This is a genomic window from Klebsiella sp. R445, assembly GCF_051131755.1.
Lineage (GTDB): Bacteria > Pseudomonadota > Gammaproteobacteria > Enterobacterales > Enterobacteriaceae > Klebsiella > Klebsiella lignicola.
Map to the genome: position 1 here is coordinate 2,921,338 of NZ_CP180446.1, position 23,207 is coordinate 2,944,544.

The following is a 23,207-nucleotide window of genomic DNA, read 5'->3' on the forward strand; positions in this document are numbered from 1 at the left end:
ACCAGTGACCTGTTTGAGCGAGAGTTACTCGTCTTCCAGTTCGATGTTGATACCCAGCGAACGAATCTCTTTCAACAGTACGTTGAAGGACTCTGGCATGCCTGGTTCCATCTGATGGTTGCCGTCCACGATGTTTTTATACATCTTGGTACGACCGTTCACGTCATCAGACTTAACGGTGAGCATTTCCTGCAGGGTGTAAGCTGCGCCGTAAGCTTCCAGCGCCCATACTTCCATCTCACCGAAGCGCTGACCACCGAACTGTGCCTTACCACCCAGCGGCTGCTGAGTAACCAGGCTGTAAGAACCGGTGGAACGAGCGTGCATCTTATCGTCGACCAGGTGGTTCAGTTTCAGCATGTACATGTAACCTACGGTTACCTGACGCTCAAACTGCTCACCGGTACGGCCGTCGAACAGGGTGATCTGGCCAGAAGATGGCAGACCACCGAGTTGCAGCAGCTCTTTAATTTCAGCTTCTTTCGCACCGTCGAAGACCGGCGTTGCGATCGGCATACCTTTTTTCAGGTTCTCAGCCAGACGCAGTACTTCATCATCAGTGAAGGTATTCAGGTCGACTTTCTGACGAACGTCGGTACCCAGGTCATACGCTTTCTGGATGAATTCGCGCAGCTTGGCAACTTCCTGCTGCTGCTTGAGCATGGCGTTGATTTTCTCGCCGATACCTTTCGCAGCCATACCCAGGTGAGTTTCCAGGATCTGACCGATGTTCATACGAGACGGTACGCCCAGCGGGTTCAGTACGATATCGACCGGCGTACCGTTCGCATCGTGCGGCATATCTTCGATCGGGTTGATCTTAGAGATAACACCCTTGTTACCGTGACGACCTGCCATTTTATCACCAGGCTGAATCTGACGTTTAACGGCCAGATACACTTTAACAATCTTCAGCACGCCCGGTGCCAGATCGTCGCCCTGAGTGATTTTGCGGCGTTTCGCTTCGAGTTTTTTCTCGAACTCGTGTTTCAGTTCGTCGTACTGCTCAGCCAGTTGTTCCAGCTGATTTTGCTTCTCTTCGTCGGTCAGGCCCAGTTCCAGCCAGCGATCACGCGGCAGCTTGTCGAGCTTCTCAGCTTCAACACCACCGGCAACCAGCACCGCGTAGATACGACCAAACAGGCCAGCTTCGAAGATCTGCAGTTCTTCAGACAGGTCTTTCTTCGCCTGCTTCAGTTGCATCTCTTCGATTTCCAGCGCACGTTTGTCTTTTTCCACGCCATCGCGGGTGAAGACCTGAACGTCGATAACCGTACCGGAAACACCGTTTGGTACGCGCAGAGAAGAGTCTTTAACGTCAGACGCTTTCTCGCCGAAGATCGCACGCAGCAGTTTCTCTTCTGGCGTCAGCTGGGTTTCACCTTTCGGGGTCACCTTACCAACCAGAATGTCGCCGCCGGTGACTTCTGCACCGATGTAAACGATACCGGACTCATCCAGTTTAGAGAGTGCAGCTTCACCCACGTTCGGGATATCAGCGGTGATCTCTTCCGGCCCCAGCTTGGTGTCACGGGACACACATGCCAGTTCCTGGATATGGATAGTCGTAAAGCGATCTTCCTGAACCACACGCTCGGAGACGAGGATGGAGTCTTCGAAGTTGTAACCGTTCCACGGCATGAACGCTACACGCATGTTCTGACCGAGAGCCAGTTCACCGAGGTCGGTGGACGGACCATCTGCCAGCACGTCGCCGCGCTCAATTGGCTCACCCAGGGACACACAAGGCATCTGGTTGATGCAGGTGTTCTGGTTAGAACGGGTATATTTGGTCAGGTTATAGATGTCGATACCTGCTTCGCCCGGGAACATCTCGTCATCATTAACTTTGATAACGATACGGGATGCATCCACGTACTGAACGGTACCGCCACGTTTGGCCACCGCAGTAACACCGGAGTCAACGGCAACAGCACGTTCCATACCGGTACCAACCAGCGGCTTATCAGCACGCAGAGTCGGAACCGCCTGACGTTGCATGTTTGCACCCATCAATGCGCGGTTGGCGTCATCGTGTTCCAGGAACGGGATCAGGGACGCACCGACGGAAACCACCTGCTGGGTGGATACGTCCATGTAGTCAACCTGGTCACGGCTGAACAAGCTGGATTCGCCTTTACTACGGCAGGTTACCAGGTCTTCTTCAAAGTGGCCTTCGTCATCCAGGTTGGAGTTCGCCTGAGCGATGACGTAGTTACCTTCTTCGATTGCAGACAGGTAATGAATTTCGTCGGTAACAACACCGTCGGTGACTTTACGGTACGGCGTCTCGAGGAAGCCATATTCGTTCGTCTGTGCATAGACCGACAGGGAGTTGATCAGACCGATGTTCGGACCTTCAGGCGTTTCGATTGGACATACGCGACCATAGTGAGTCGGGTGTACGTCTCGAACTTCAAAGCCTGCACGTTCACGGGTCAGACCGCCTGGGCCCAGTGCGGAGATACGACGTTTGTGCGTAATCTCAGACAGCGGGTTGTTCTGGTCCATAAACTGAGACAGCTGGCTGGAACCAAAGAACTCTTTCACTGCTGCAGAAATCGGCTTGGCGTTGATCATATCCTGAGGCATCAGGGTATCCAGATCGCCCAGAGACAGACGTTCTTTCACCGCACGCTCTACACGAACCAGGCCAACGCGGAACTGGTTTTCCGCCATTTCGCCAACGGAACGGATACGACGGTTGCCGAGGTGGTCGATATCATCGACTTCGCCTTTACCGTTACGGATATCGATGAGCTTCTTCATCACTTCGATGATGTCGTCTTTGCTCAGGATACCGGAACCTTCGATTTCGTCGCGCAGCAGAGAACGGTTGAACTTCATACGACCAACCGCGGACAGATCGTAGCGGTCTTCGGAGAAGAACAGGTTCTCAAACAGGCTTTCAGCTGCTTCACGAGTCGGCGGCTCACCCGGGCGCATCATACGGTAGATTTCTACCAGTGCGCTCAGACGATCGTTGGTCGGGTCGACACGTACAGTCTCAGACATGTACGCACCGTGATCGAGATCGTTGGTGAACAGAGTTTCAATGCGCTTATGACCGGACTGGCTCAGTTTGGCCAGCAGGTCCAGACTCAGCTCCATGTTCGCCGGGCAGATCAGTTCGCCAGTCGCTGTATCGACATAATCTTTAGCAGCAACTTTACCCGCGATATATTCAACCGGAACTTCGATATGCTTGATATCGTCTTTTTCCAGCTGACGGATATGGCGAGCGGTAATACGACGGGCTTTCTCAACGTAGACTTTACCGTTGGCTTCGATGTCGAAGGACGCCGTTTCACCACGCAGACGCTCCGGAATCAGCTCCATCTGCAGCTTGTTGTCGCGAATTTCAAAGACCACTTTTTCGAAGAACAGGTCAAGGATCTGCTCAGTGGTGTAATTCAGCGCGCGCAGGATGATGGTAGCCGGCAGCTTACGACGACGGTCGATACGGACAAACAGGTTGTCTTTCGGATCGAATTCGAAGTCCAGCCAGGAACCGCGGTAAGGGATGATACGTGCGTTATACAGGACCTTACCGGAAGAGTGGGTCTTACCTTTGTCACTGTCAAAGAAGACGCCCGGGCTACGGTGCAGCTGAGAAACGATAACACGCTCAGTACCGTTGATAACAAAGGTACCGTTGTCGGTCATGAGCGGAATTTCGCCCATGTAGACTTCTTGTTCTTTAATGTCTTTAACGGTGCCTTCCGGCGCTTCACGCTCGTAGATCACCAGACGCAGTTTTACGCGCAGCGGTGCCGAATAGGTCACGCCACGGATCTGACATTCTTTAACATCAAAAACAGGTTCGCCCAGACGGTAGCTGACGTATTGCAGCTCGGAATTACCGCTGTAGCTTTTAATCGGGAATACGGAACGGAAGGCTGCTTCCAGACCATATTGCCCTTCAGGATCTTGCTCGATAAACTTCTGGAACGAATCAAGCTGGATAGAAAGGAGATAAGGTATGTCCAGAACTTGTGGACGTTTACCAAAATCCTTACGAATACGTTTTTTCTCGGTATAGGAGTAAACCATAGGGTTCCTCAGCTCGCTGACAAGTCGACCCGTCTGCCTCAAAAAGGCAGTTTTTTATGCAACACTATTTTGTGGACCGGAAAATGGAACACTTTCCGCAATACCTGTTGCTATCACGCTTAAACCATTTCGTCGCGATTTACACAGAGCGAGCACCCTGTCGCAGTATATTAAGTCGTCGATAGAAACATGCATTGTCAGGACAACCAGCAGTCAAACAGTGTGAAATGCTACTGGCGCCTTACAGCGCAAAAAGGCTGGTGACTAAATAGTCACCAGCCATCAGCTTGATTACTCAAGCTGCAACCGGAAAGGTTGGCTTATTTAACTTCAACTTCAGCGCCAGCTTCTTCCAGAGATTTTTTCAGTGCTTCTGCGTCATCTTTACTGATGCCTTCTTTCAGGGCAGCAGGTGCAGATTCTACCAGGTCTTTAGCTTCTTTCAGACCCAGGCCAGTTGCGCTACGTACTGCTTTGATTACAGCAACTTTGTTAGCGCCAGCAGCTTTCAGAATTACGTCGAATTCAGTTTTTTCTTCAGCAGCTTCAGCCGGGCCAGCAGCTACAGCTACAGCAGCAGCAGCGGAAACACCGAATTTTTCTTCCATTGCAGAGATCAGCTCAACAACGTCCATTACGGACATAGCGGATACTGCTTCAATGATTTGATCTTTAGTGATAGACATTTAAATTGTTCCTGAATATCAGAATAAGTTTATACGTAAGCGAGCGTTTTATAAAGATAACTGCAATTAAGCAGCTTCTTTCGCATCGCGTACAGCAGCCAGAGTGCGAACCAGTTTGCCAGCCGAAGCTTCTTTCATGGTTGCCATCAGGCGTGCAATTGCTTCTTCGTAGGTCGGCAGAGTTGCCAGGCGGTCGATTTGCGACGCCGGGATCAGCTCACCTTCAAAGGCTGCAGCTTTGACCTCAAATTTTGCATTCGCTTTCGCGAACTCTTTGAACAGACGAGCAGCAGCGCCCGGGTGTTCCATAGAGTATGCAATCAGGGTCGGACCAACAAACGTGTCTTTCAGGCACTCGAAAGGAGTACCTTCAACGACGCGGCGCAGCAGGGTGTTACGAACAACACGCATGTAAACGCCAGCTTCACGACCTGCTTTACGCAGTTCAGTCATTTTATCTACAGTTACGCCGCGGGAATCCGCAACTACTGCAGACAGCGCACCTTTGGCTACTTCGCTGACTTCAGCAACAATCGCTTGTTTGTCTTGAAGATTTAAAGCCATTAGCTTTGCTCCTGGATGTTTGCCAGAGCTCATGCTCTGGAACTCACTTCACCCTACTCAACGAGTAGAGCGTCTTAATACGGTGAGCAGAAACAAGCCAGAGTATCCAAAAATAATCTTAGCGTTCTGTCACCGTCTACGCAGGGGATTAAGTTTCTGACGAAACACCTGCGGTCTTCGACGGAGGCCTGGATAGGCCAGGCTCCAACGAACAAATCTGTTTTTCTCTGTCTAACCGAAGTTAGCAGAAACATGGGGGTAGTATTGTAGACAAAACCACCACCCACGTAAAGCTAATCTTAGTTCGCAGACGCGCTCAGACCAGCCTGATCAACGGCAACACCAGCACCCATGGTGGTGGAGAGGCTGACTTTCTTGATGTACACGCCTTTCGCCTGAGTCGGTTTTGCTTTTTTCAGCGCAACCAGCAGAGATTCCAGGTTTTCTTTCAGTTTGTCAGCGTCAAAATCCACTTTACCGATGGTAGTGTGGATGATGCCGTTTTTGTCGTTACGATAACGAACCTGACCTGCTTTAGCATTCTTAACTGCTTCAGCAACGTTCGGAGTTACAGTACCAACTTTCGGGTTTGGCATCAGGCCACGCGGACCCAGAACCTGGCCCAGCTGGCCAACAACGCGCATTGCATCCGGGGAAGCAATAACAACGTCAAAGTTCATTTCGCCTTTTTTGATCTGGTCAGCCAGATCTTCCATACCTACCAGCTCGGCGCCTGCAGCTTTAGCAGCTTCAGCGTTCGGGCCCTGGGCAAATACGGCTACGCGAACGGAACGGCCAGTACCGTGCGGCAGTACAGTCGCGCCACGGACGTTCTGGTCAGATTTACGAGCGTCGATGCCGAGGTTAACGGCAACGTCTACGCTTTCAGTAAATTTAGCAGTGGCCAGCTCTTTCAGCAGAGCAATAGCTTCGTTGATGTCGTACTGTTTAGTTGCATCAACTTTGTCACGGATCACGCGCATACGCTTGGTCAGTTTAGCCATTTCTTAGTCCTCCACTACCAGGCCCATGGAACGTGCAGTACCTTCAATGGAGCGAGTCATCGCTTCAATGTCGGAACCAGTCATGTCGGCAGCTTTGGTCTGCGCGATTTCCTGCAGCTGAGCGCGGGAAATTTTACCAACTTTATCTTTGTTCGGCTTACCGGAACCAGACTTGATGCCTGCAGCTTTCTTCAGCAGAACAGCAGCCGGCGGGGTCTTGGTAACAAAGGTAAAGGAACGGTCAGCGTAAACGGTAATAACAACCGGGATCGGCAGACCTTTTTCCAGGGATTCAGTTTTGGCGTTGAACGCTTTACAGAATTCCATGATGTTCACACCCTGCTGACCCAGTGCTGGACCAACCGGCGGGCTCGGGTTTGCCATACCAGCTGCAACCTGCAGCTTGACGTAGGCTTGTACTTTCTTAGCCATTTAAATTTCCTCGTTTGGGTATAACGCCTTCAGAAAAGGCTCCCCGTTATCAATATCGTTTTATGAACCCATGGCCCATAAAAACAAAAGGCGCGAAATTGTATGTCAATTTCGCGCCTCATGCAACGATTAAATCGCTGCTTTTTTGATCGCCGGTTAGGCTTTCTCTACCTGAGCGAAGTCCAGTTCAACCGGGGTTGCACGGCCAAAGATAGATACAGAAACCTTCAGACGGGACTTCTCGTAGTCAACTTCTTCAACGACACCGTTGAAGTCAGCGAACGGACCATCGCTAACACGAACCATTTCACCCGGCTCGAACAGCGTTTTAGGACGCGGCTTATCGCCAACCTGCTGCAGGCGGTTCATGATAGCGTCAACTTCTTTATCGCTGATCGGCGCCGGACGGTCAGAAGTACCGCCGATAAAGCCCATCACGCGTGGCACGCTACGCACCAGGTGCCAGCTTGCGTCGTTCATGACCATCTGGACCAGAACATAACCCGGGAAGAATTTGCGCTCGCTTTTGCGGCGCTGGCCACCACGGATCTCGACCACTTCTTCGGTCGGTACCATGACTTCGCCAAACAACTCTTCCATATTGTGTAATTTGATATGTTCACGCAACGAGGTAGCTACGCGACCTTCAAAACCGGAAAACGCCTGAACGACGTACCAACGTTTTTTAGGAGCTTCAGACATCTCAGAACCTCAGGCCAGTGATAAAGGATACCAGGCGAACCAGAATACCATCCAGCCCCCACAGGATCAGTGACATTACCGCAGTAACCGCAGCAACAATCAGCGTGGTGTGCAGCGTTTCCTGGCGAGTTGGCCAGATAACCTTGCGGACTTCGGTTCTCGCTTCACGGGCAAACGCCACGGTCGCCTTACCTTTAGTGGTTAACAGCGCGACGCCACCGGCAGCAGCGATCAGAACCACTACAGCCAGCGCACGCAGTGCTAGCATAATGTCACGATAAAGGAAGTTGCCTACGATGGCCACAATCAGCAGCGCAGCAACGATCAGCCACTTCATCGTTTCCAGGCCGCGCCCGCTCCCTTGAGCTTCGGTATTCGCACTCATAAACCAACCTGTCACAAGAATTCAGACAAATAATTTTGCCCCGCGAGAGCGAGGCAACCAAACCGAAATGCTCTGTTGCGTTTCGGACTCAACGCCCTCTACAGAGCCTGTCTCAGCAATGATTATGGCAAAAAAAATCACTGATGAGCCAGGTTCTGGTTCGAAAGCGTACAAAAAGGGCATCAAATGATGCCCTTTTATTGCGCATTGCGTCAAATGTTATCAGCGATTAGCCGAGAACTTTTGCTACCACGCCAGCGCCAACGGTACGGCCGCCTTCACGGATTGCGAAACGCAGACCATCGTCCATCGCGATCGGGTGAATCAGGGTAACAACCATTTTGATGTTGTCGCCCGGCATTACCATCTCTACGCCTTCCGGCAGTTCGATGGTACCAGTCACGTCAGTTGTACGGAAGTAGAACTGCGGACGGTAGCCTTTGAAGAACGGAGTATGACGGCCGCCTTCATCTTTGGACAGGATGTACACTTCAGATTCGAATTTGGTGTGCGGCTTGATGGAACCCGGCTTAGCCAGTACCTGACCACGTTCGATTTCTTCACGTTTGATACCACGCAGCAGAACACCAACGTTCTCACCAGCACGGCCTTCGTCCAGCAGTTTGCGGAACATTTCAACGCCAGTACAGGTAGACTTAGCAGTCTCTTTGATACCAACGATTTCAACTTCTTCGCCAACTTTAACGATACCGCGCTCTACACGACCGGTAACAACAGTACCACGGCCGGAGATGGAGAATACGTCTTCGATCGGCAGCAGGAACGGCTTGTCAATCGCACGCTCTGGTTCCGGGATGTAAGAATCCAGGTAGCCAGCCAGCTCAACGATCTTAGCTTCCCACTCTGCGTCGCCTTCCAGCGCTTTCAGAGCAGAACCACGGATGATCGGAGTGTCGTCGCCCGGGAAGTCGTACTGAGACAGCAGCTCACGCACTTCCATCTCAACCAGTTCCAGCAGCTCTTCGTCATCAACCATGTCGCATTTGTTCAGGAACACGATGATGTAAGGAACGCCTACCTGACGACCCAGCAGGATGTGCTCACGAGTCTGCGGCATCGGGCCGTCAGTCGCAGCAACAACCAGGATCGCGCCATCCATCTGAGCAGCACCGGTGATCATGTTTTTAACATAGTCGGCGTGGCCCGGGCAGTCTACGTGTGCGTAGTGGCGAGTCGGGGTGTCATATTCAACGTGGGAAGTGTTGATGGTGATACCACGAGCTTTTTCTTCTGGTGCGTTATCGATCTGGTCGAATGCACGAGCAGAACCACCGTAGGTTTTAGCCAGAACGGTAGTGATTGCAGCAGTCAGCGTTGTTTTACCATGGTCAACGTGGCCGATAGTACCGACGTTAACGTGCGGTTTTGTACGTTCAAACTTTTCTTTAGACATCGATTGTCCCTCTAAGACACGGATAAATCGGTGATATCACCACATCAACCGGGCAACATGCCCGACTTGTTGAATGCAATAAACAGAGAGAAACAGGGAAGGAGAGATAAAGAAGTGGTGCTGATACCCAGAGTCGAACTGGGGACCTCACCCTTACCAAGGGTGCGCTCTACCAACTGAGCCATATCAGCACGTCTGGAGCGGGCAGCGGGAATCGAACCCGCATCATCAGCTTGGAAGGCTGAGGTAATAGCCATTATACGATGCCCGCATCCTGAAACTCGGCTACCCAGTTCTTTCTATAACAAAAAAAAGAGAGTTCTCTCTTTTTTTTGTTTGAGTTGTTTAGTTTAACCAAGCAACTCTGGCTCCGCAAAGCGTTGCCGAAAGATGGTGGTGGGGGAAGGATTCGAACCTTCGAAGTCGATGACGGCAGATTTACAGTCTGCTCCCTTTGGCCGCTCGGGAACCCCACCAGGCACTTGATGGTGCCGACTACCGGAATCGAACTGGTGACCTACTGATTACAAGTCAGTTGCTCTACCTACTGAGCTAAGTCGGCATCAAGTAGCGCGCATTTTAGGGAGACATACGCATTCATGCAACTAAAAAATTGCATAAAATGTTCCATCGCTCATATTTTGTTCTCTAACGTGGAAAAATGGTGTAATTTCAATCAATGACGTACAAAAAACCGCCATCCCTTCGCATTAAAACGTCCAGTCATCCTCGCTATTTATGCCAGCAAAGGTATTCCCAGGCCGGACGATGGTGTTTCTTGCCGTATCCCGACAGTCAAAACCCACTTATATCCTGACCAGTGTCTGCGCGCGCCATCCTGCTTATGCGCATTCAGACGTGCAGGGACAACGTTGCCGCAGGCGAGTGACGCATAATGAGCAACAAACCCCGCTCTTGTGATGTCTGCATTAGAAAGCACCATTCGATGAGTTTTTTTCTTATTATTCCTCGCAATCTGGTGTTACCCTCCTGCCCATTGTCCTGATTAACTTGTGTGAAGCATCCCTCGCAACTTCTGATTTGGCGATGCTAAGAACATGCTTATGAGCAAAAAAGAGCAGACGTTAATGACACCTTATCTACAATTTAACCGCAACCAATGGGCTGCACTTCGTGATTCCGTTCCGATGACGCTGACAGAGGAAGAAATCACGCGGTTAAAAGGCATCAACGAAGATCTTTCCCTTGAAGAAGTTGCAGAGATCTATTTGCCGCTGTCGCGTTTGCTTAATTTCTATATCAGTTCCAACCTGCGCCGTCAGGCCGTGCTGGAGCAATTCCTCGGTACTAATGGTCAGCGCATCCCGTATATCATCAGTATTGCCGGAAGCGTTGCGGTAGGTAAAAGCACGACCGCACGCGTATTACAGGCGCTGCTTAGCCGCTGGCCGGAACATCGTCATGTTGAATTAATTACGACTGATGGCTTCTTACATCCGAATGCCGTACTGAAAGAACGCGGATTGATGAAGAAGAAAGGCTTCCCGCAATCCTACGACATGCATCGACTGGTGAAATTTGTTTCTGATTTGAAATCTGGCTTACCGACAGCTACCGCCCCGGTTTATTCCCATCTTATTTATGATGTGATTCCTGAAGGCGATAAGACAGTGGCGCAACCAGATATATTGATTCTTGAAGGGTTGAATGTCTTACAAAGTGGCATGGATTATCCCCATGACCCGCACCATGTATTCGTTTCTGACTTCGTTGATTTCTCTATATATGTCGATGCGCCAGAAGAACTGTTGAAAACATGGTATATCAACCGCTTCTTAAAATTCCGTGAAGGGGCATTCACCGATCCGGATTCTTATTTCCATAATTATGCAAAGCTTTCCAAAGATGAGGCTGTGAATATTGCCACCTCATTATGGAATGAGATTAATCTGTTGAATCTTAAAGAAAATATACTTCCAACCCGAGAGCGCGCTAGTTTAATCATGACCAAAAGCGCGAACCATTCGGTCGATCAGGTCCGACTGCGGAAATAATCAAGTGCATAATAAAAAGGGAGCTCAGGCTCCCTTTTTATTTGGTTTATTCCGCGCTACGCAGCGATATTTCACCGCCGACCCATGGCTTGATAACGCCATCCTGCTCAAGCAACAATGCCCCTTGAGTATCGATACCGCGCGAAATCCCAAAGATTTCTTTATCACCAATAATAAGCTTTACCGGCCGATTGAGGAAATTATCCAGTTTTTCCCAACGCGCAAGATAAGGTGCCAGACCATCCTGCTCGAACAGCTGCAGGCCAGCACGCAGTTCTTTAATCAGCCGTGCAGCCAGGGTGTTACGATCGATAGATACCCCGGCTTCCTGCAGACTGATCCAGCCCTGGTTCACCACCTCAGACTCAACGCGGCGCATGGCCAGATTGATCCCTGCCCCACTCACGATCTGCGCCGCATCGCCAGTTTTTCCCGTCAGTTCGACCAGAATACCCGACAGTTTACGATCCTGCAGATAGAGATCGTTAGGCCACTTCACGCGAACGTTATCTGCCCCCAGGCTCTGGAGAACTTCGGCAATAACAATACCGATGACCAGACTCAGGCCAATCGCCGCGGCCGGCCCCTGCTCCAGACGCCAGTACATCGAAAGATAAAGATTTGCCCCAAAGGGTGAGAACCACTTACGCCCTCGGCGGCCACGCCCCGCCTGCTGATACTCGGCAACGCACGCATCCCCGGATTGCAGCTCGTTGAGGCGATCGAGCAAGTACTGGTTTGTCGAATCAATGACCGGAAGAACCGTTACCCGACCATGTTCGATCTGTGCGGCAATGCTGTCTTCATCTAATAACTGGATAGGCTCCGGCAAACTGTAACCCTTGCCAGGGACGGTAAAGACATCAACGCCCCAGTCACGCAATGTCTGAATATGTTTATTGATGGCCGCCCGGCTCATTCCGAGACGTTCGCCCAGTTGCTCTCCGGAATGAAACTCGCCATCGGCTAAAATGGATATCAATGTCAGGGGGATTGTATTATCTCTCACGCAATGGTCTCCTCGGCATTCACTTCGCCGGTAGTGCCAATAAAACGAACTTCCGGCTGTAGCCAGACATTGAATCTCTCGCCGACCTGCTGGCGTACGTAGTGGGCCAGCTGAACAACATCATCGCTGGTTGCATCTTTGTCATTGATTAAGACCAGCGCCTGCTGGCGATGCACCGCAGCTCCGCCGATGGTTTTCCCTTTAAGCTGGCATTGATCGATCAGCCAGCCCGCGGCCAGTTTCATACTGCCATCCGCCTGTGGGTAATGTGGCGCATTCGGGAATGCTGCCAGCAGCGCCTGGCTTTGCTCCGCGCTGATAACAGGGTTCTTAAAGAAGCTACCGGCATTGCCATTTACTTTCGGATCTGGAAGTTTTGTCATGCGCATATGGCAAATGGCATCAAATACCTGACGTGGCGTCACGGTCTGTGGGTCCAGGCGAGTCAGGTCACCGTACGTTAATACCGGATGCCAGGTTCTGGACAGACGAAGTCCCACCGCAACAATGGCATAGCGATCCTGATACTCATGCTTGAAGATACTGTCACGATAGCCAAAACGGCACTCGCTGGCGGAAAGACGTTGCTTACGGCCGCTCGCCAGCTCGATACAGTCGACATAATGACAAACACGTTGGAGTTCAACACCATACGCGCCGATATTCTGGATTGGGGAAGACCCTGCGCAGCCAGGAATCAAGGCAAGGTTTTCCAGGCCCGGCATGTCATTCTCCAGCGTAAACTGCACCAGTTGATGCCAGTTTTCCCCGGAACCAACGTGCAAGAGCCAGGCATCAGGTGTTTCCGTGACCTCAATCCCCATGATGCGGTTAATAATAACCGTACCGGCATAATCCTTCAGGAACAGCACATTGCTCCCTTCACCGAGGATCAAAACGGGCTGATCTTCTGCTGTGGCTCTCTGCCAGGCAGACAATAGCTGCTGTTCATTATCAGCACGTACGATGACTTTGGCTGTACGGTCGATGCCAAAGGTGTTCCAGGGTTTGAGAGAATGATTCATAGTGGCTTCCTGATGCAAAATCCGGACTAGTTTACCGTATCTGCTGTGGGAAGGCTTGTTTGAATGCGGCGGTATGGGTGTCGTGCGATGCTGTGCTGTTTTGTGACGCCATAAGGCTAAACATAAAGCTAAAACGCAAAAAGCCCATCCGTCAGGATGGGCTTCTGAGCTGTCTGATAGCCCGGAAATACCTTTCCCGGCTAAATCGCAGACAAAACAAAAGGCCCAGTCTTTCGACTGAGCCCTTTGCTTTATTTGATGCCTGGCAGTTCCCTACTCTCACATGGGGAGACCCCACACTACCATCGGCGCTACGGCGTTTCACTTCTGAGTTCGGCATGGGGTCAGGTGGGACCACCGCGCTATTGCCGCCAGGCAAATTCTGTTACCAGGATGCTAAAAGCACCCCAGTTAATCTGTATCAGGCTGAAAATCTTCTCTCTGCTCACCAAAACAGCTTTGGCGTTGTAAGGTTAAGCCTCACGGTTCATTAGTATCGGTTAGCTCAACGTATCGCTACGCTTACACACCCGACCTATCAACGTCGTAGTCTTCAACGTTCCTTCAGGACTCTCAAGGAGTCAGGGAGAACTCATCTCGGGGCAAGTTTCGTGCTTAGATGCTTTCAGCACTTATCTTTTCCGCATTTAGCTACCGGGCAATGCCATTGGCATGACAACCCGAACACCAGTGATGCGTCCACTCCGGTCCTCTCGTACTAGGAGCAGCCCCCCTCAATTCTCCAGCGCCCACGGCAGATAGGGACCGAACTGTCTCACGACGTTCTAAACCCAGCTCGCGTACCACTTTAAACGGCGAACAGCCGTACCCTTGGGACCTACTTCAGCCCCAGGATGTGATGAGCCGACATCGAGGTGCCAAACACCGCCGTCGATATGAACTCTTGGGCGGTATCAGCCTGTTATCCCCGGAGTACCTTTTATCCGTTGAGCGATGGCCCTTCCATTCAGAACCACCGGATCACTATGACCTGCTTTCGCACCTGCTCGCGCCGTCACGCTCGCAGTCAAGCTAGCTTATGCCATTGCACTAACCTCCTGATGTCCGACCAGGATTAGCTAACCTTCGTGCTCCTCCGTTACTCTTTGGGAGGAGACCGCCCCAGTCAAACTACCCACCAGACACTGTCCGCAACCCGGATTACGGGTCTACGTTAGAACATCAAACATTAAAGGGTGGTATTTCAAGGTTGGCTCCACGCAGACTGGCGTCCACGCTTCAAAGCCTCCCACCTATCCTACACATCAAGGCTCAATGTTCAGTGTCAAGCTATAGTAAAGGTTCACGGGGTCTTTCCGTCTTGCCGCGGGTACACTGCATCTTCACAGCGAGTTCAATTTCACTGAGTCTCGGGTGGAGACAGCCTGGCCATCATTACGCCATTCGTGCAGGTCGGAACTTACCCGACAAGGAATTTCGCTACCTTAGGACCGTTATAGTTACGGCCGCCGTTTACCGGGGCTTCGATCAAGAGCTTCTCCTTGCGGATAACCCCATCAATTAACCTTCCGGCACCGGGCAGGCGTCACACCGTATACGTCCACTTTCGTGTTTGCACAGTGCTGTGTTTTTAATAAACAGTTGCAGCCAGCTGGTATCTTCGACTGGTTTCAGCTCCGTGAGCAAGTCACTTCACCTACACACCAGCGTGCCTTCTCCCGAAGTTACGGCACCATTTTGCCTAGTTCCTTCACCCGAGTTCTCTCAAGCGCCTTGGTATTCTCTACCTGACCACCTGTGTCGGTTTGGGGTACGATTTTGTGTTACCTGATGCTTAGAGGCTTTTCCTGGAAGCAGGGCATTTGTTACTTCAGCACCGTAGTGCCTCGTCATCACACCTCAGCGTTAACAGAGTTCCGGATTTACCTAAAACTCCCGCCTACATGCTTAAACCGGGACAACCGTCGCCCGGCTAACATAGCCTTCTCCGTCCCCCCTTCGCAGTAACACCAAGTACAGGAATATTAACCTGTTTCCCATCGACTACGCCTTTCGGCCTCGCCTTAGGGGTCGACTCACCCTGCCCCGATTAACGTTGGACAGGAACCCTTGGTCTTCCGGCGAGCGGGCTTTTCACCCGCTTTATCGTTACTTATGTCAGCATTCGCACTTCTGATACCTCCAGCAACCCTCACAGGCCACCTTCAACGGCTTACAGAACGCTCCCCTACCCAACAACACATAGTGTCGCTGCCGCAGCTTCGGTGCATGGTTTAGCCCCGTTACATCTTCCGCGCAGGCCGACTCGACCAGTGAGCTATTACGCTTTCTTTAAATGATGGCTGCTTCTAAGCCAACATCCTGGCTGTCTGTGCCTTCCCACATCGTTTCCCACTTAACCATGACTTTGGGACCTTAGCTGGCGGTCTGGGTTGTTTCCCTCTTCACGACGGACGTTAGCACCCGCCGTGTGTCTCCCGTGATAACATTCTTCGGTATTCGTAGTTTGCATCGGGTTGGTAAGTCGGGATGACCCCCTAGCCGAAACAGTGCTCTACCCCCGAAGATGAGTTCACGAGGCGCTACCTAAATAGCTTTCGGGGAGAACCAGCTATCTCCCGGTTTGATTGGCCTTTCACCCCCAGCCACAAGTCATCCGCTAATTTTTCAACATTAGTCGGTTCGGTCCTCCAGTTAGTGTTACCCAACCTTCAACCTGCCCATGGCTAGATCACCGGGTTTCGGGTCTATACCCTGCAACTTAACGCCCAGTTAAGACTCGGTTTCCCTGCGGCTCCCCTATACGGTTAACCTTGCTACAGAATATAAGTCGCTGACCCATTATACAAAAGGTACGCAGTCACCTGACAAATCAGGCTCCCACTGCTTGTACGTACACGGTTTCAGGTTCTTTTTCACTCCCCTCGCCGGGGTTCTTTTCGCCTTTCCCTCACGGTACTGGTTCACTATCGGTCAGTCAGGAGTATTTAGCCTTGGAGGATGGTCCCCCATATTCAGACAGGATACCACGTGTCCCGCCCTACTCTTCGAGTTCACAACGTGTGCATTTTAGTGTACGGGGCTATCACCCTGTACCGCCGGACTTTCCAGACCGTTCCACTAACACACGCGCTGATTCAGACTCTGGGCTCCTCCCCGTTCGCTCGCCGCTACTGGGGGAATCTCGGTTGATTTCTTTTCCTCGGGGTACTTAGATGTTTCAGTTCCCCCGGTTCGCTTCGTTAAGCTATGTATTCACTTAACGATAGTGTGACGAATCACACTGGGTTTCCCCATTCGGAAATCGCCGGTTATAACGGTTCATATCACCTTACCGACGCTTATCGCAGATTAGCACGTCCTTCATCGCCTCTGACTGCCAGGGCATCCACCGTGTACGCTTAGTCGCTTAACCTCACAACCCGAAGCTGTTTCGTAAAACAGTCCGCGTTGCGAAAATTTGAGAGACTCGAACACACCATTTTTCCTTTCTTATTACGGAGAAAGGAAACAGTGTGTCGTTTCAATTTTCAGCTTGATCCAGATTTTTAAAGAGCAAAACTTCGCAGCATACCTTTTCAGGTATGCTCTGAAGTTTTCTTGTTATTCAGCAGTAAAGGATGGTGGAGCTATGCGGGATCGAACCGCAGACCTCCTGCGTGCAAGGCAGGCGCTCTCCCAGCTGAGCTATAACCCCATCGTAATACTCATCTCTCGTACCGGTAATTCAGACTGAAACAAGGCGTGGAAGGGCGAAGCATACTGACGTATGCGAGTCGTTTCACAACGCAGTATCAGGATGAATTTGGTAGGCCTGAGTGGACTTGAACCACCGACCTCACCCTTATCAGGGGTGCGCTCTAACCACCTGAGCTACAAGCCTGCAGAGATGTTTTACTGCTTATTTTTCATCAGACAATCTGTGTGGACACTACAAAGGCAGGTTCTTTCAGGTAAGGAGGTGATCCAACCGCAGGTTCCCCTACGGTTACCTTGTTACGACTTCACCCCAGTCATGAATCACAAAGTGGTAAGCGCCCTCCCGAAGGTTAAGCTACCTACTTCTTTTGCAACCCACTCCCATGGTGTGACGGGCGGTGTGTACAAGGCCCGGGAACGTATTCACCGTAGCATTCTGATCTACGATTACTAGCGATTCCGACTTCATGGAGTCGAGTTGCAGACTCCAATCCGGACTACGACATACTTTATGAGGTCCGCTTGCTCTCGCGAGGTCGCTTCTCTTTGTATATGCCATTGTAGCACGTGTGTAGCCCTACTCGTAAGGGCCATGATGACTTGACGTCATCCCCACCTTCCTCCAGTTTATCACTGGCAGTCTCCTTTGAGTTCCCGACCGAATCGCTGGCAACAAAGGATAAGGGTTGCGCTCGTTGCGGGACTTAACCCAACATTTCACAACACGAGCTGACGACAGCCATGCAGCACCTGTCTCAGAGTTCCCGAAGGCACCAAAGCATCTCTGCTAAGTTCTCTGGATGTCAAGAGTAGGTAAGGTTCTTCGCGTTGCATCGAATTAAACCACATGCTCCACCGCTTGTGCGGGCCCCCGTCAATTCATTTGAGTTTTAACCTTGCGGCCGTACTCCCCAGGCGGTCGACTTAACGCGTTAGCTCCGGAAGCCACTCCTCAAGGGAACAACCTCCAAGTCGACATCGTTTACAGCGTGGACTACCAGGGTATCTAATCCTGTTTGCTCCCCACGCTTTCGCACCTGAGCGTCAGTCTTTGTCCAGGGGGCCGCCTTCGCCACCGGTATTCCTCCAGATCTCTACGCATTTCACCGCTACACCTGGAATTCTACCCCCTCTACAAGACTCAAGCCTGCCAGTTTCAAATGCAGTTCCCAGGTTGAGCCCGGGGATTTCACATCTGACTTAACAGACCGCCTGCGTGCGCTTTACGCCCAGTAATTCCGATTAACGCTTGCACCCTCCGTATTACCGCGGCTGCTGGCACGGAGTTAGCCGGTGCTTCTTCTGCGAGTAACGTCAATCACCAAGGTTATTAACCTTAATGCCTTCCTCCTCGCTGAAAGTACTTTACAACCCGAAGGCCTTCTTCATACACGCGGCATGGCTGCATCAGGCTTGCGCCCATTGTGCAATATTCCCCACTGCTGCCTCCCGTAGGAGTCTGGACCGTGTCTCAGTTCCAGTGTGGCTGGTCATCCTCTCAGACCAGCTAGGGATCGTCGCCTAGGTGAGCCATTACCCCACCTACTAGCTAATCCCATCTGGGCACATCTGATGGCATGAGGCCCGAAGGTCCCCCACTTTGGTCTTGCGACGTTATGCGGTATTAGCTACCGTTTCCAGTAGTTATCCCCCTCCATCAGGCAGTTTCCCAGACATTACTCACCCGTCCGCCGCTCGTCACCCGAGAGCAAGCTCTCTGTGCTACCGCCCGACTTGCATGTGTTAGGCCTGCCGCCAGCGTTCAATCTGAGCCATGATCAAACTCTTCAATTTAAGTTTGATGCTCGTGAATTAAACTTCGTAATGAATTACGTATGTTCACTCAGAGACTTGGTATTCATTTTTCGTCCGAGGACGTTAAGAATCCATGTCACTTTGAGTGCCCACACAGATTGTCTGATAAATTGTTAAAGAGCAGTGCAACGCGGCTTTCGCTCACCGTTGCGAGGTCCCGTATAATACGTTTTCCTCATTCAGAGTCAAGCATTTGTTTTCGCTTTTCTCTGTCAGAATTTCCGGAGAAACCCTGCTGACCCGGCGGCTTGCGTGCCGTTGTTCCGTGTCAGTGGAGGCGCATTATAGGGAGTTCTGAGACGTTGACAAGCCCTGTTTTAAAAAAACTTTTCAACCGCTCAAATTCCCGCCATGACGCCGGTTTTACGCGCTATTTGCGCGTCATTTGTGCGATTTCCTGCGCAAAATTAGCGACCTGCTTCCAGTCGGTATACACCACCTCTTTACTGGTATCCGTTTCACCACCGGTCATTTTCATAATCAGGCGAATCATAAAGCGGTCATACCAGCGATAACGCGGATAACGCAGCGCACCGGCAAACACCGCGCTGCGCTGCGGCTGCCACGGCGAGTTGAGCAGGAACTTGCGCGTATAGCTATTCGTTTGTGGTGTGCGCTTCTCTGGTTTACGTGCCACCAGGTTCACCGAGAAAAATGCGCCGGGGCGTGCCTGCAACGACGAAAGGTGTTTCTTCACAAAGCGGTCCACTGCCGGATGAAAGTGCCCGTAGCGAATCGACGCGCCAATCACCACGCGATCGTAATGCTGCCATTCGACGTCCACGGTACGGTTTAGATTAACCGTATCTGAATCAACGCCCAGCTCTTTCAGTTCAGACGCCAGGAAGGAGGCAATTTCGCGGGTCTGCCCGTCACGGGTGGAAAATAGAATCAACGTTTTCACAAGCACTCCTGTTATTCGCGCCAGAAAGTGGGGGTAAAGAGCACCAGTAAAGTGAACACTTCCAGACGACCAAACAGCATATTAGCAATCAAGATCCATTTCGCGACCGGGTTCATTGTAGCGAAGTTATCCGCCACCACGCCAAGCCCTGGTCCCAGGTTATTAAGTGTCGCCACGACCGAGGCAAAAGCAGAAAAGTCATCCACGCCGGTCGCAATGATAGCCAGCATACTGATAATAAAGACCAGCGCATAGGCGGAGAAGAATCCCCATACCGCTTCCAGAATACGTTCAGGCAGTGCACGGTTGCCTAACTTAATGCTGTATACCGCATTCGGGTGCACCAGCCGTTTAAGTTCGCGGTTCCCCTGTTTAAACAGAAGCAGGATACGAATCACTTTCAAACCGCCGCCCGTCGAACCGGCGCAGCCGCCGATAAATGCCGAGCACAATAACAGGACTGGAAGGAACAGCGGCCAGCGGGCGATGCTGTCAGTGGTAAAGCCCGCGGTGGTGGCCATCGACACCACCTGGAAAAAGGCCTGATTGACCGTAGTCAATGCCGAGCTGTAGACGTCATGCAGCCAGAGCACCAGTGTGCAAATCACCACCAGCGTCAGTTGGACGCCGATAAACATACGGAATTCAGGATCACGCCAGTACACCCTCAGGCTGCGTCCGCTCAGCAACGAAAAGTGCAGGCCGTAGTTACAGCCGGAAATCAGCAGGAAAATCGCGATAATCGTGTTAATGGTCGGGCTGTTAAAATACCCCACGCTGGCATCATGAGTAGAAAAACCGCCGATCGCGATAGTCGAAAAACTATGGCCGATGGCGTCAAATGCCGGCATCCCCGCAAACCATAGCGCCAGCGCGCAGGCCACGGTTAACAGGACATAGATGAGCCACAAGGTTTTTGCCGTTTCGGCGATGCGAGGGCGCATTTTATTGTCTTTTAGCGGCCCGGGCATTTCTGCCCGATACAGCTGCATTCCCCCGACGCCCAGAATCGGCAGTATCGCGACCGCCAGCACAATGATCCCCATACCGCCAAACCACTGCAGCATCTGGCGATAGAACAAAATAGCGTGAGGTAACGAATCCAGCCCCACCAACGTGGTTGCCCCGGTGGTGGTCAGGCCTGAGAAGGATTCAAAGAACGCATCGGTGATGGTCAGGTTCGGCTGTTCGGCAAAAATAAACGGTAGCGCACCGACGCTGCCAAGCACGGTCCAGAAGAGTACAACGATCAGAAAACCTTCGCGGGATTTCAGCTCCCCCTTTTCACGGCGGTTCGGCCACCATAATAGAGAACCAATCGCCAGTGCGACAAAAAAGGTCTGGGTAAACGCCCGTCCCGCGCCATCACGGTATATCAGGGCCACTAATCCCGGCAGGATCATGGTCCCCGAAAATAAAATGACCAGCAGTCCAACGATTCGGGTTATCGCGCGAAAATGCATCTCTGGCGCTTCCTATGATATGCAAAAAATCAGGTGGGGATTATTCGTCAATCTTTAATAATTGCAACGAACCACGACTAAAATCAGCCAGTTTTGTCGAAAAAGAGGCCACTTCAGCTTGCGGAAGCGCCACTCTGAGCTGGACGAACGCCTGATATTCGCTTTCGACAATGCGTCCTGAGAACTGAGCCAACAGCGTTTCAATCCCGGCTAACTGCCCGTATTCACACTGCAAAGTATATGCGGTTAACGGCGTCTTGCGCTGGGTTGTTAGCTCAGCAAGCGCCTGATGCACACCACCACCGTAGGCTTTGACCAGACCACCGGTGCCCAACAAAATCCCGCCGTAGTAGCGCACCACCACAGCGGTTATTTCGCCGACGCCGCTGCCCATCAGCTGTGCCAGCATCGGCTTACCTGCCGTCCCCGCCGGTTCGCCATCGTCAGAGAACCCCAGTTGCTGCGAGTCATTGGGCGGCCCGGCCACCCACGCCACACAATGGTGACGGGCGTCCGGATGTTCTGCCCTGACGGACTCCACAAAGGCTTTCGCCGCAACCACGCCGTCGGTATGTGCCAACAGCGTGATAAAGCGACTCTTTTTAATCTCTTCAACGAAGGTGACCGGCGCGGCCGGTATCAACCAGCTATCCATTACGCCAGTTTCAGGTCACGCGTCATATTTTCAACACTGTTTTCGTGAATGACGACGTTATCTTCAATACGGATCCCACCAAACGGCTTCAGCGCGTCAATTTTCTGCCAGTTGAAGTGTTTGCTGAACTGCCCTTCGCGCCACGGCGCCAGCAGAGATTCAATAAAGTAGATACCCGGCTCAATCGTCAGCACCATACGCGGCTGCAGAATGCGCGTGCAGCGCAGATACGGATACTTCGACGGCGCCGCCAGATGCGTGCCTGAATCATCCTGCATGAACCCCGCCACATCATGAACCTGTAAACCCAGCGGGTGACCAATGCCGTGCGGCATAAACGGCCCGGTGAGGTCGTTTTCCACCATCGCTTCTTCGCTCATGTTGGTGACGATCTGGTGCTTACGCAGCAGCTTCGCGATGCGCTGATGGAACTGGATATGGTAATCCACATAGCTGGTGCCCGCTTTCATGGTGCTAATCAGCGCCAGCTGCTCATCGTTGACGTCTTTAATCAGATGCGCATAGTCATTGTCGCTGTGCGCAGCCCAGGTGCGGGTCAGGTCGGCTGCGTAGCCGTTGTATTCCGCCCCGGCATCCAGCAGGAAGCTGCGCGCATCTGCCGGTGCACGGTGATCCAGTTTGGTGTAGTGCAGCACGGAAGCATGTTCGTTCAGCGCCACGATATTGCTGTAAGGCACATCGGTATCGCGGTGGCCGGTAGCCGTCAGGTAGGCCTGGTTAATATCGAACTCGCTCATTCCGGAAAGGAAGGCTTCATGAGCGGCACGGTGGCCATTCACCGCCGATTTCTGCGCTTCGCGCATGCAGGCCAGTTCATAGTCGGTTTTATAAGAGCGGTAGTAGTGCAGGTAATCGATCACCCCTTTCGGGTTGATATTTTCGGCGGCGATATCCAGAGCCAGCGCCCGCTCCGGTACCGGCCCGATATAGCCGATGTTGCCGCGTGCTGCCGGCAGCTGGCTACCAATGCCGTCCGCTTTCGGCAGCGCAATCACTTCAACTTCTTCCGTCCAGAAAGAGGTCGGCAGCGGTTCCACGTTATGCCAGTAATCCACCGGCAGATAGAACCACAGTTTCGGCTTGTTGATGCCATCTACCAGCAGCCAGCAGTTTGGCACCTGGGTCACCGGTACCCAGGATTTAAATTGCGGGTTGACCTTAAACGGATACGGATGATCGTCGAGGAAGACGTTGACCAGCTCACCAGAGTGAATCAGTAACGCATCGAGCTTAAAACGCGCTAAAGCATCACGGGTACGTTCTTGTAGGGTAACGATATGATTTTTATAGAGCGCGGCTAGTGATTCCATCTTTCATCCTTTGCTTTTATTGGATCGTGATGTTCCGCATCTTAGCACATTGGCCTCGGGCAGGGTGATTTCCGCCGGGTGTGATCAGAC

Annotated in this window: 15 protein-coding genes, 6 tRNA genes and 3 rRNA genes; 1 reads left to right on the forward strand and 23 read right to left on the reverse strand. The window is 51.9% G+C overall.

Annotation, left to right across the window (positions count from 1 at the left end; all coding sequences use genetic code 11):
* Positions 1-24 precede the first annotated feature (24 nt).
* The 12 genes from rpoB to ACMYSN_RS13700 all read right to left on the reverse strand — a co-directional run bounded on the left by rpoB (position 25) and on the right by ACMYSN_RS13700 (position 9,802).
* Positions 25-4,053 (reverse strand): DNA-directed RNA polymerase subunit beta, encoded by a 4,029-nt coding sequence (gene rpoB, locus ACMYSN_RS13645; RefSeq protein WP_462495206.1) that lies wholly within the window; start codon positions 4,051-4,053, stop codon positions 25-27.
* 320 nt (positions 4,054-4,373) lie between these two features.
* Positions 4,374-4,739, reverse strand: a complete 366-nt coding sequence (rplL, locus tag ACMYSN_RS13650) for a 50S ribosomal protein L7/L12 (RefSeq protein ID WP_004118416.1) — start codon at positions 4,737-4,739, stop codon at positions 4,374-4,376.
* Positions 4,740-4,805: 66 nt separating this feature from the next.
* On the reverse strand, positions 4,806-5,303 hold the full coding sequence (rplJ, locus tag ACMYSN_RS13655) for a 50S ribosomal protein L10 (protein WP_004097644.1): 498 nt from the start codon (positions 5,301-5,303) through the stop codon (positions 4,806-4,808).
* Between the two features lie 299 nt (positions 5,304-5,602).
* Entirely contained in the window at positions 5,603-6,307 is a 705-nt protein-coding gene (rplA, locus tag ACMYSN_RS13660) for a 50S ribosomal protein L1 (protein ID WP_123758149.1), read from the reverse strand.
* 3 nt (positions 6,308-6,310) lie between these two features.
* Entirely contained in the window at positions 6,311-6,739 is a 429-nt protein-coding gene (gene rplK / locus ACMYSN_RS13665) for a 50S ribosomal protein L11 (RefSeq protein ID WP_004097640.1), read from the reverse strand.
* A gap of 156 nt (positions 6,740-6,895) precedes the next feature.
* Positions 6,896-7,441, reverse strand: a complete 546-nt coding sequence (nusG, locus tag ACMYSN_RS13670) for a transcription termination/antitermination protein NusG (protein WP_002438628.1) — start codon at positions 7,439-7,441, stop codon at positions 6,896-6,898.
* A 1-nt stretch (position 7,442) separates the two neighbouring features.
* Complete coding sequence (gene secE, locus ACMYSN_RS13675) at positions 7,443-7,826, reverse strand: preprotein translocase subunit SecE (RefSeq protein ID WP_123758148.1); 384 nt, start codon at positions 7,824-7,826, stop codon at positions 7,443-7,445.
* Positions 7,827-8,055: 229 nt separating this feature from the next.
* A complete protein-coding gene (gene tuf / locus ACMYSN_RS13680) occupies positions 8,056-9,240 on the reverse strand; it encodes an elongation factor Tu (protein WP_187042249.1) in 1,185 nt (394 codons plus the stop codon).
* A gap of 115 nt (positions 9,241-9,355) precedes the next feature.
* Positions 9,356-9,431 (reverse strand) — tRNA-Thr (locus tag ACMYSN_RS13685).
* Positions 9,432-9,436: 5 nt separating this feature from the next.
* Positions 9,437-9,511, reverse strand: a tRNA-Gly gene (locus ACMYSN_RS13690).
* A 120-nt stretch (positions 9,512-9,631) separates the two neighbouring features.
* A tRNA-Tyr gene (locus ACMYSN_RS13695) sits at positions 9,632-9,716 on the reverse strand.
* A 10-nt stretch (positions 9,717-9,726) separates the two neighbouring features.
* Positions 9,727-9,802, reverse strand: a tRNA-Thr gene (locus tag ACMYSN_RS13700).
* 502 nt (positions 9,803-10,304) lie between these two features.
* On the opposite strand from ACMYSN_RS13700, the gene coaA reads away from it, so the two are divergent.
* Entirely contained in the window at positions 10,305-11,255 is a 951-nt protein-coding gene (gene coaA / locus ACMYSN_RS13705) for a type I pantothenate kinase (protein WP_123753639.1), read from the forward strand.
* A 46-nt stretch (positions 11,256-11,301) separates the two neighbouring features.
* Here coaA and birA read toward each other — a convergent pair whose 3' ends face one another.
* The 11 genes from birA to pepQ form a co-directional block, all read right to left on the reverse strand.
* The gene (birA, locus tag ACMYSN_RS13710; protein WP_462495207.1) at positions 11,302-12,264 is read right to left on the reverse strand and encodes a bifunctional biotin--[acetyl-CoA-carboxylase] ligase/biotin operon repressor BirA; all 963 of its coding nucleotides are present in this window, start codon (positions 12,262-12,264) and stop codon (positions 11,302-11,304) included.
* Positions 12,261-13,289, reverse strand: a complete 1,029-nt coding sequence (gene murB, locus ACMYSN_RS13715; RefSeq protein ID WP_462495208.1) for a UDP-N-acetylmuramate dehydrogenase — start codon at positions 13,287-13,289, stop codon at positions 12,261-12,263. The genes birA and murB overlap by 4 nt, the downstream gene beginning before the upstream one ends.
* A gap of 260 nt (positions 13,290-13,549) precedes the next feature.
* Positions 13,550-13,665: ribosomal RNA gene (gene rrf, locus ACMYSN_RS13720) — 5S ribosomal RNA — on the reverse strand.
* A 93-nt stretch (positions 13,666-13,758) separates the two neighbouring features.
* Positions 13,759-16,665 (reverse strand): 23S ribosomal RNA (locus ACMYSN_RS13725).
* Between the two features lie 206 nt (positions 16,666-16,871).
* Positions 16,872-16,947 (reverse strand) — tRNA-Ala (locus ACMYSN_RS13730).
* Between the two features lie 109 nt (positions 16,948-17,056).
* A tRNA-Ile gene (locus tag ACMYSN_RS13735) sits at positions 17,057-17,133 on the reverse strand.
* A gap of 71 nt (positions 17,134-17,204) precedes the next feature.
* Positions 17,205-18,743: ribosomal RNA gene (locus tag ACMYSN_RS13740) — 16S ribosomal RNA — on the reverse strand.
* The 16S, 23S and 5S rRNA genes sit together here with 2 tRNA genes alongside, the layout of an rRNA operon.
* Positions 18,744-19,134: 391 nt before the next feature.
* Entirely contained in the window at positions 19,135-19,668 is a 534-nt protein-coding gene (gene hemG / locus ACMYSN_RS13745; protein ID WP_462495209.1) for a protoporphyrinogen oxidase, read from the reverse strand.
* Positions 19,669-19,679: 11 nt separating this feature from the next.
* Positions 19,680-21,131 carry a Trk system potassium transporter TrkH gene (gene trkH, locus ACMYSN_RS13750; RefSeq protein WP_462495210.1) on the reverse strand — a complete coding sequence of 484 codons (1,452 nt, stop codon included), beginning with the start codon at positions 21,129-21,131 and terminating at the stop codon, positions 19,680-19,682.
* 40 nt (positions 21,132-21,171) lie between these two features.
* Complete coding sequence (locus ACMYSN_RS13755) at positions 21,172-21,786, reverse strand: IMPACT family protein (protein ID WP_123758071.1); 615 nt, start codon at positions 21,784-21,786, stop codon at positions 21,172-21,174.
* Positions 21,786-23,117 (reverse strand): aminopeptidase P family protein, encoded by a 1,332-nt coding sequence (pepQ, locus tag ACMYSN_RS13760; protein WP_462495211.1) that lies wholly within the window; start codon positions 23,115-23,117, stop codon positions 21,786-21,788. Before pepQ ends, ACMYSN_RS13755 begins: the two co-directional genes overlap by 1 nt.
* Positions 23,118-23,207 lie beyond the last annotated feature (90 nt).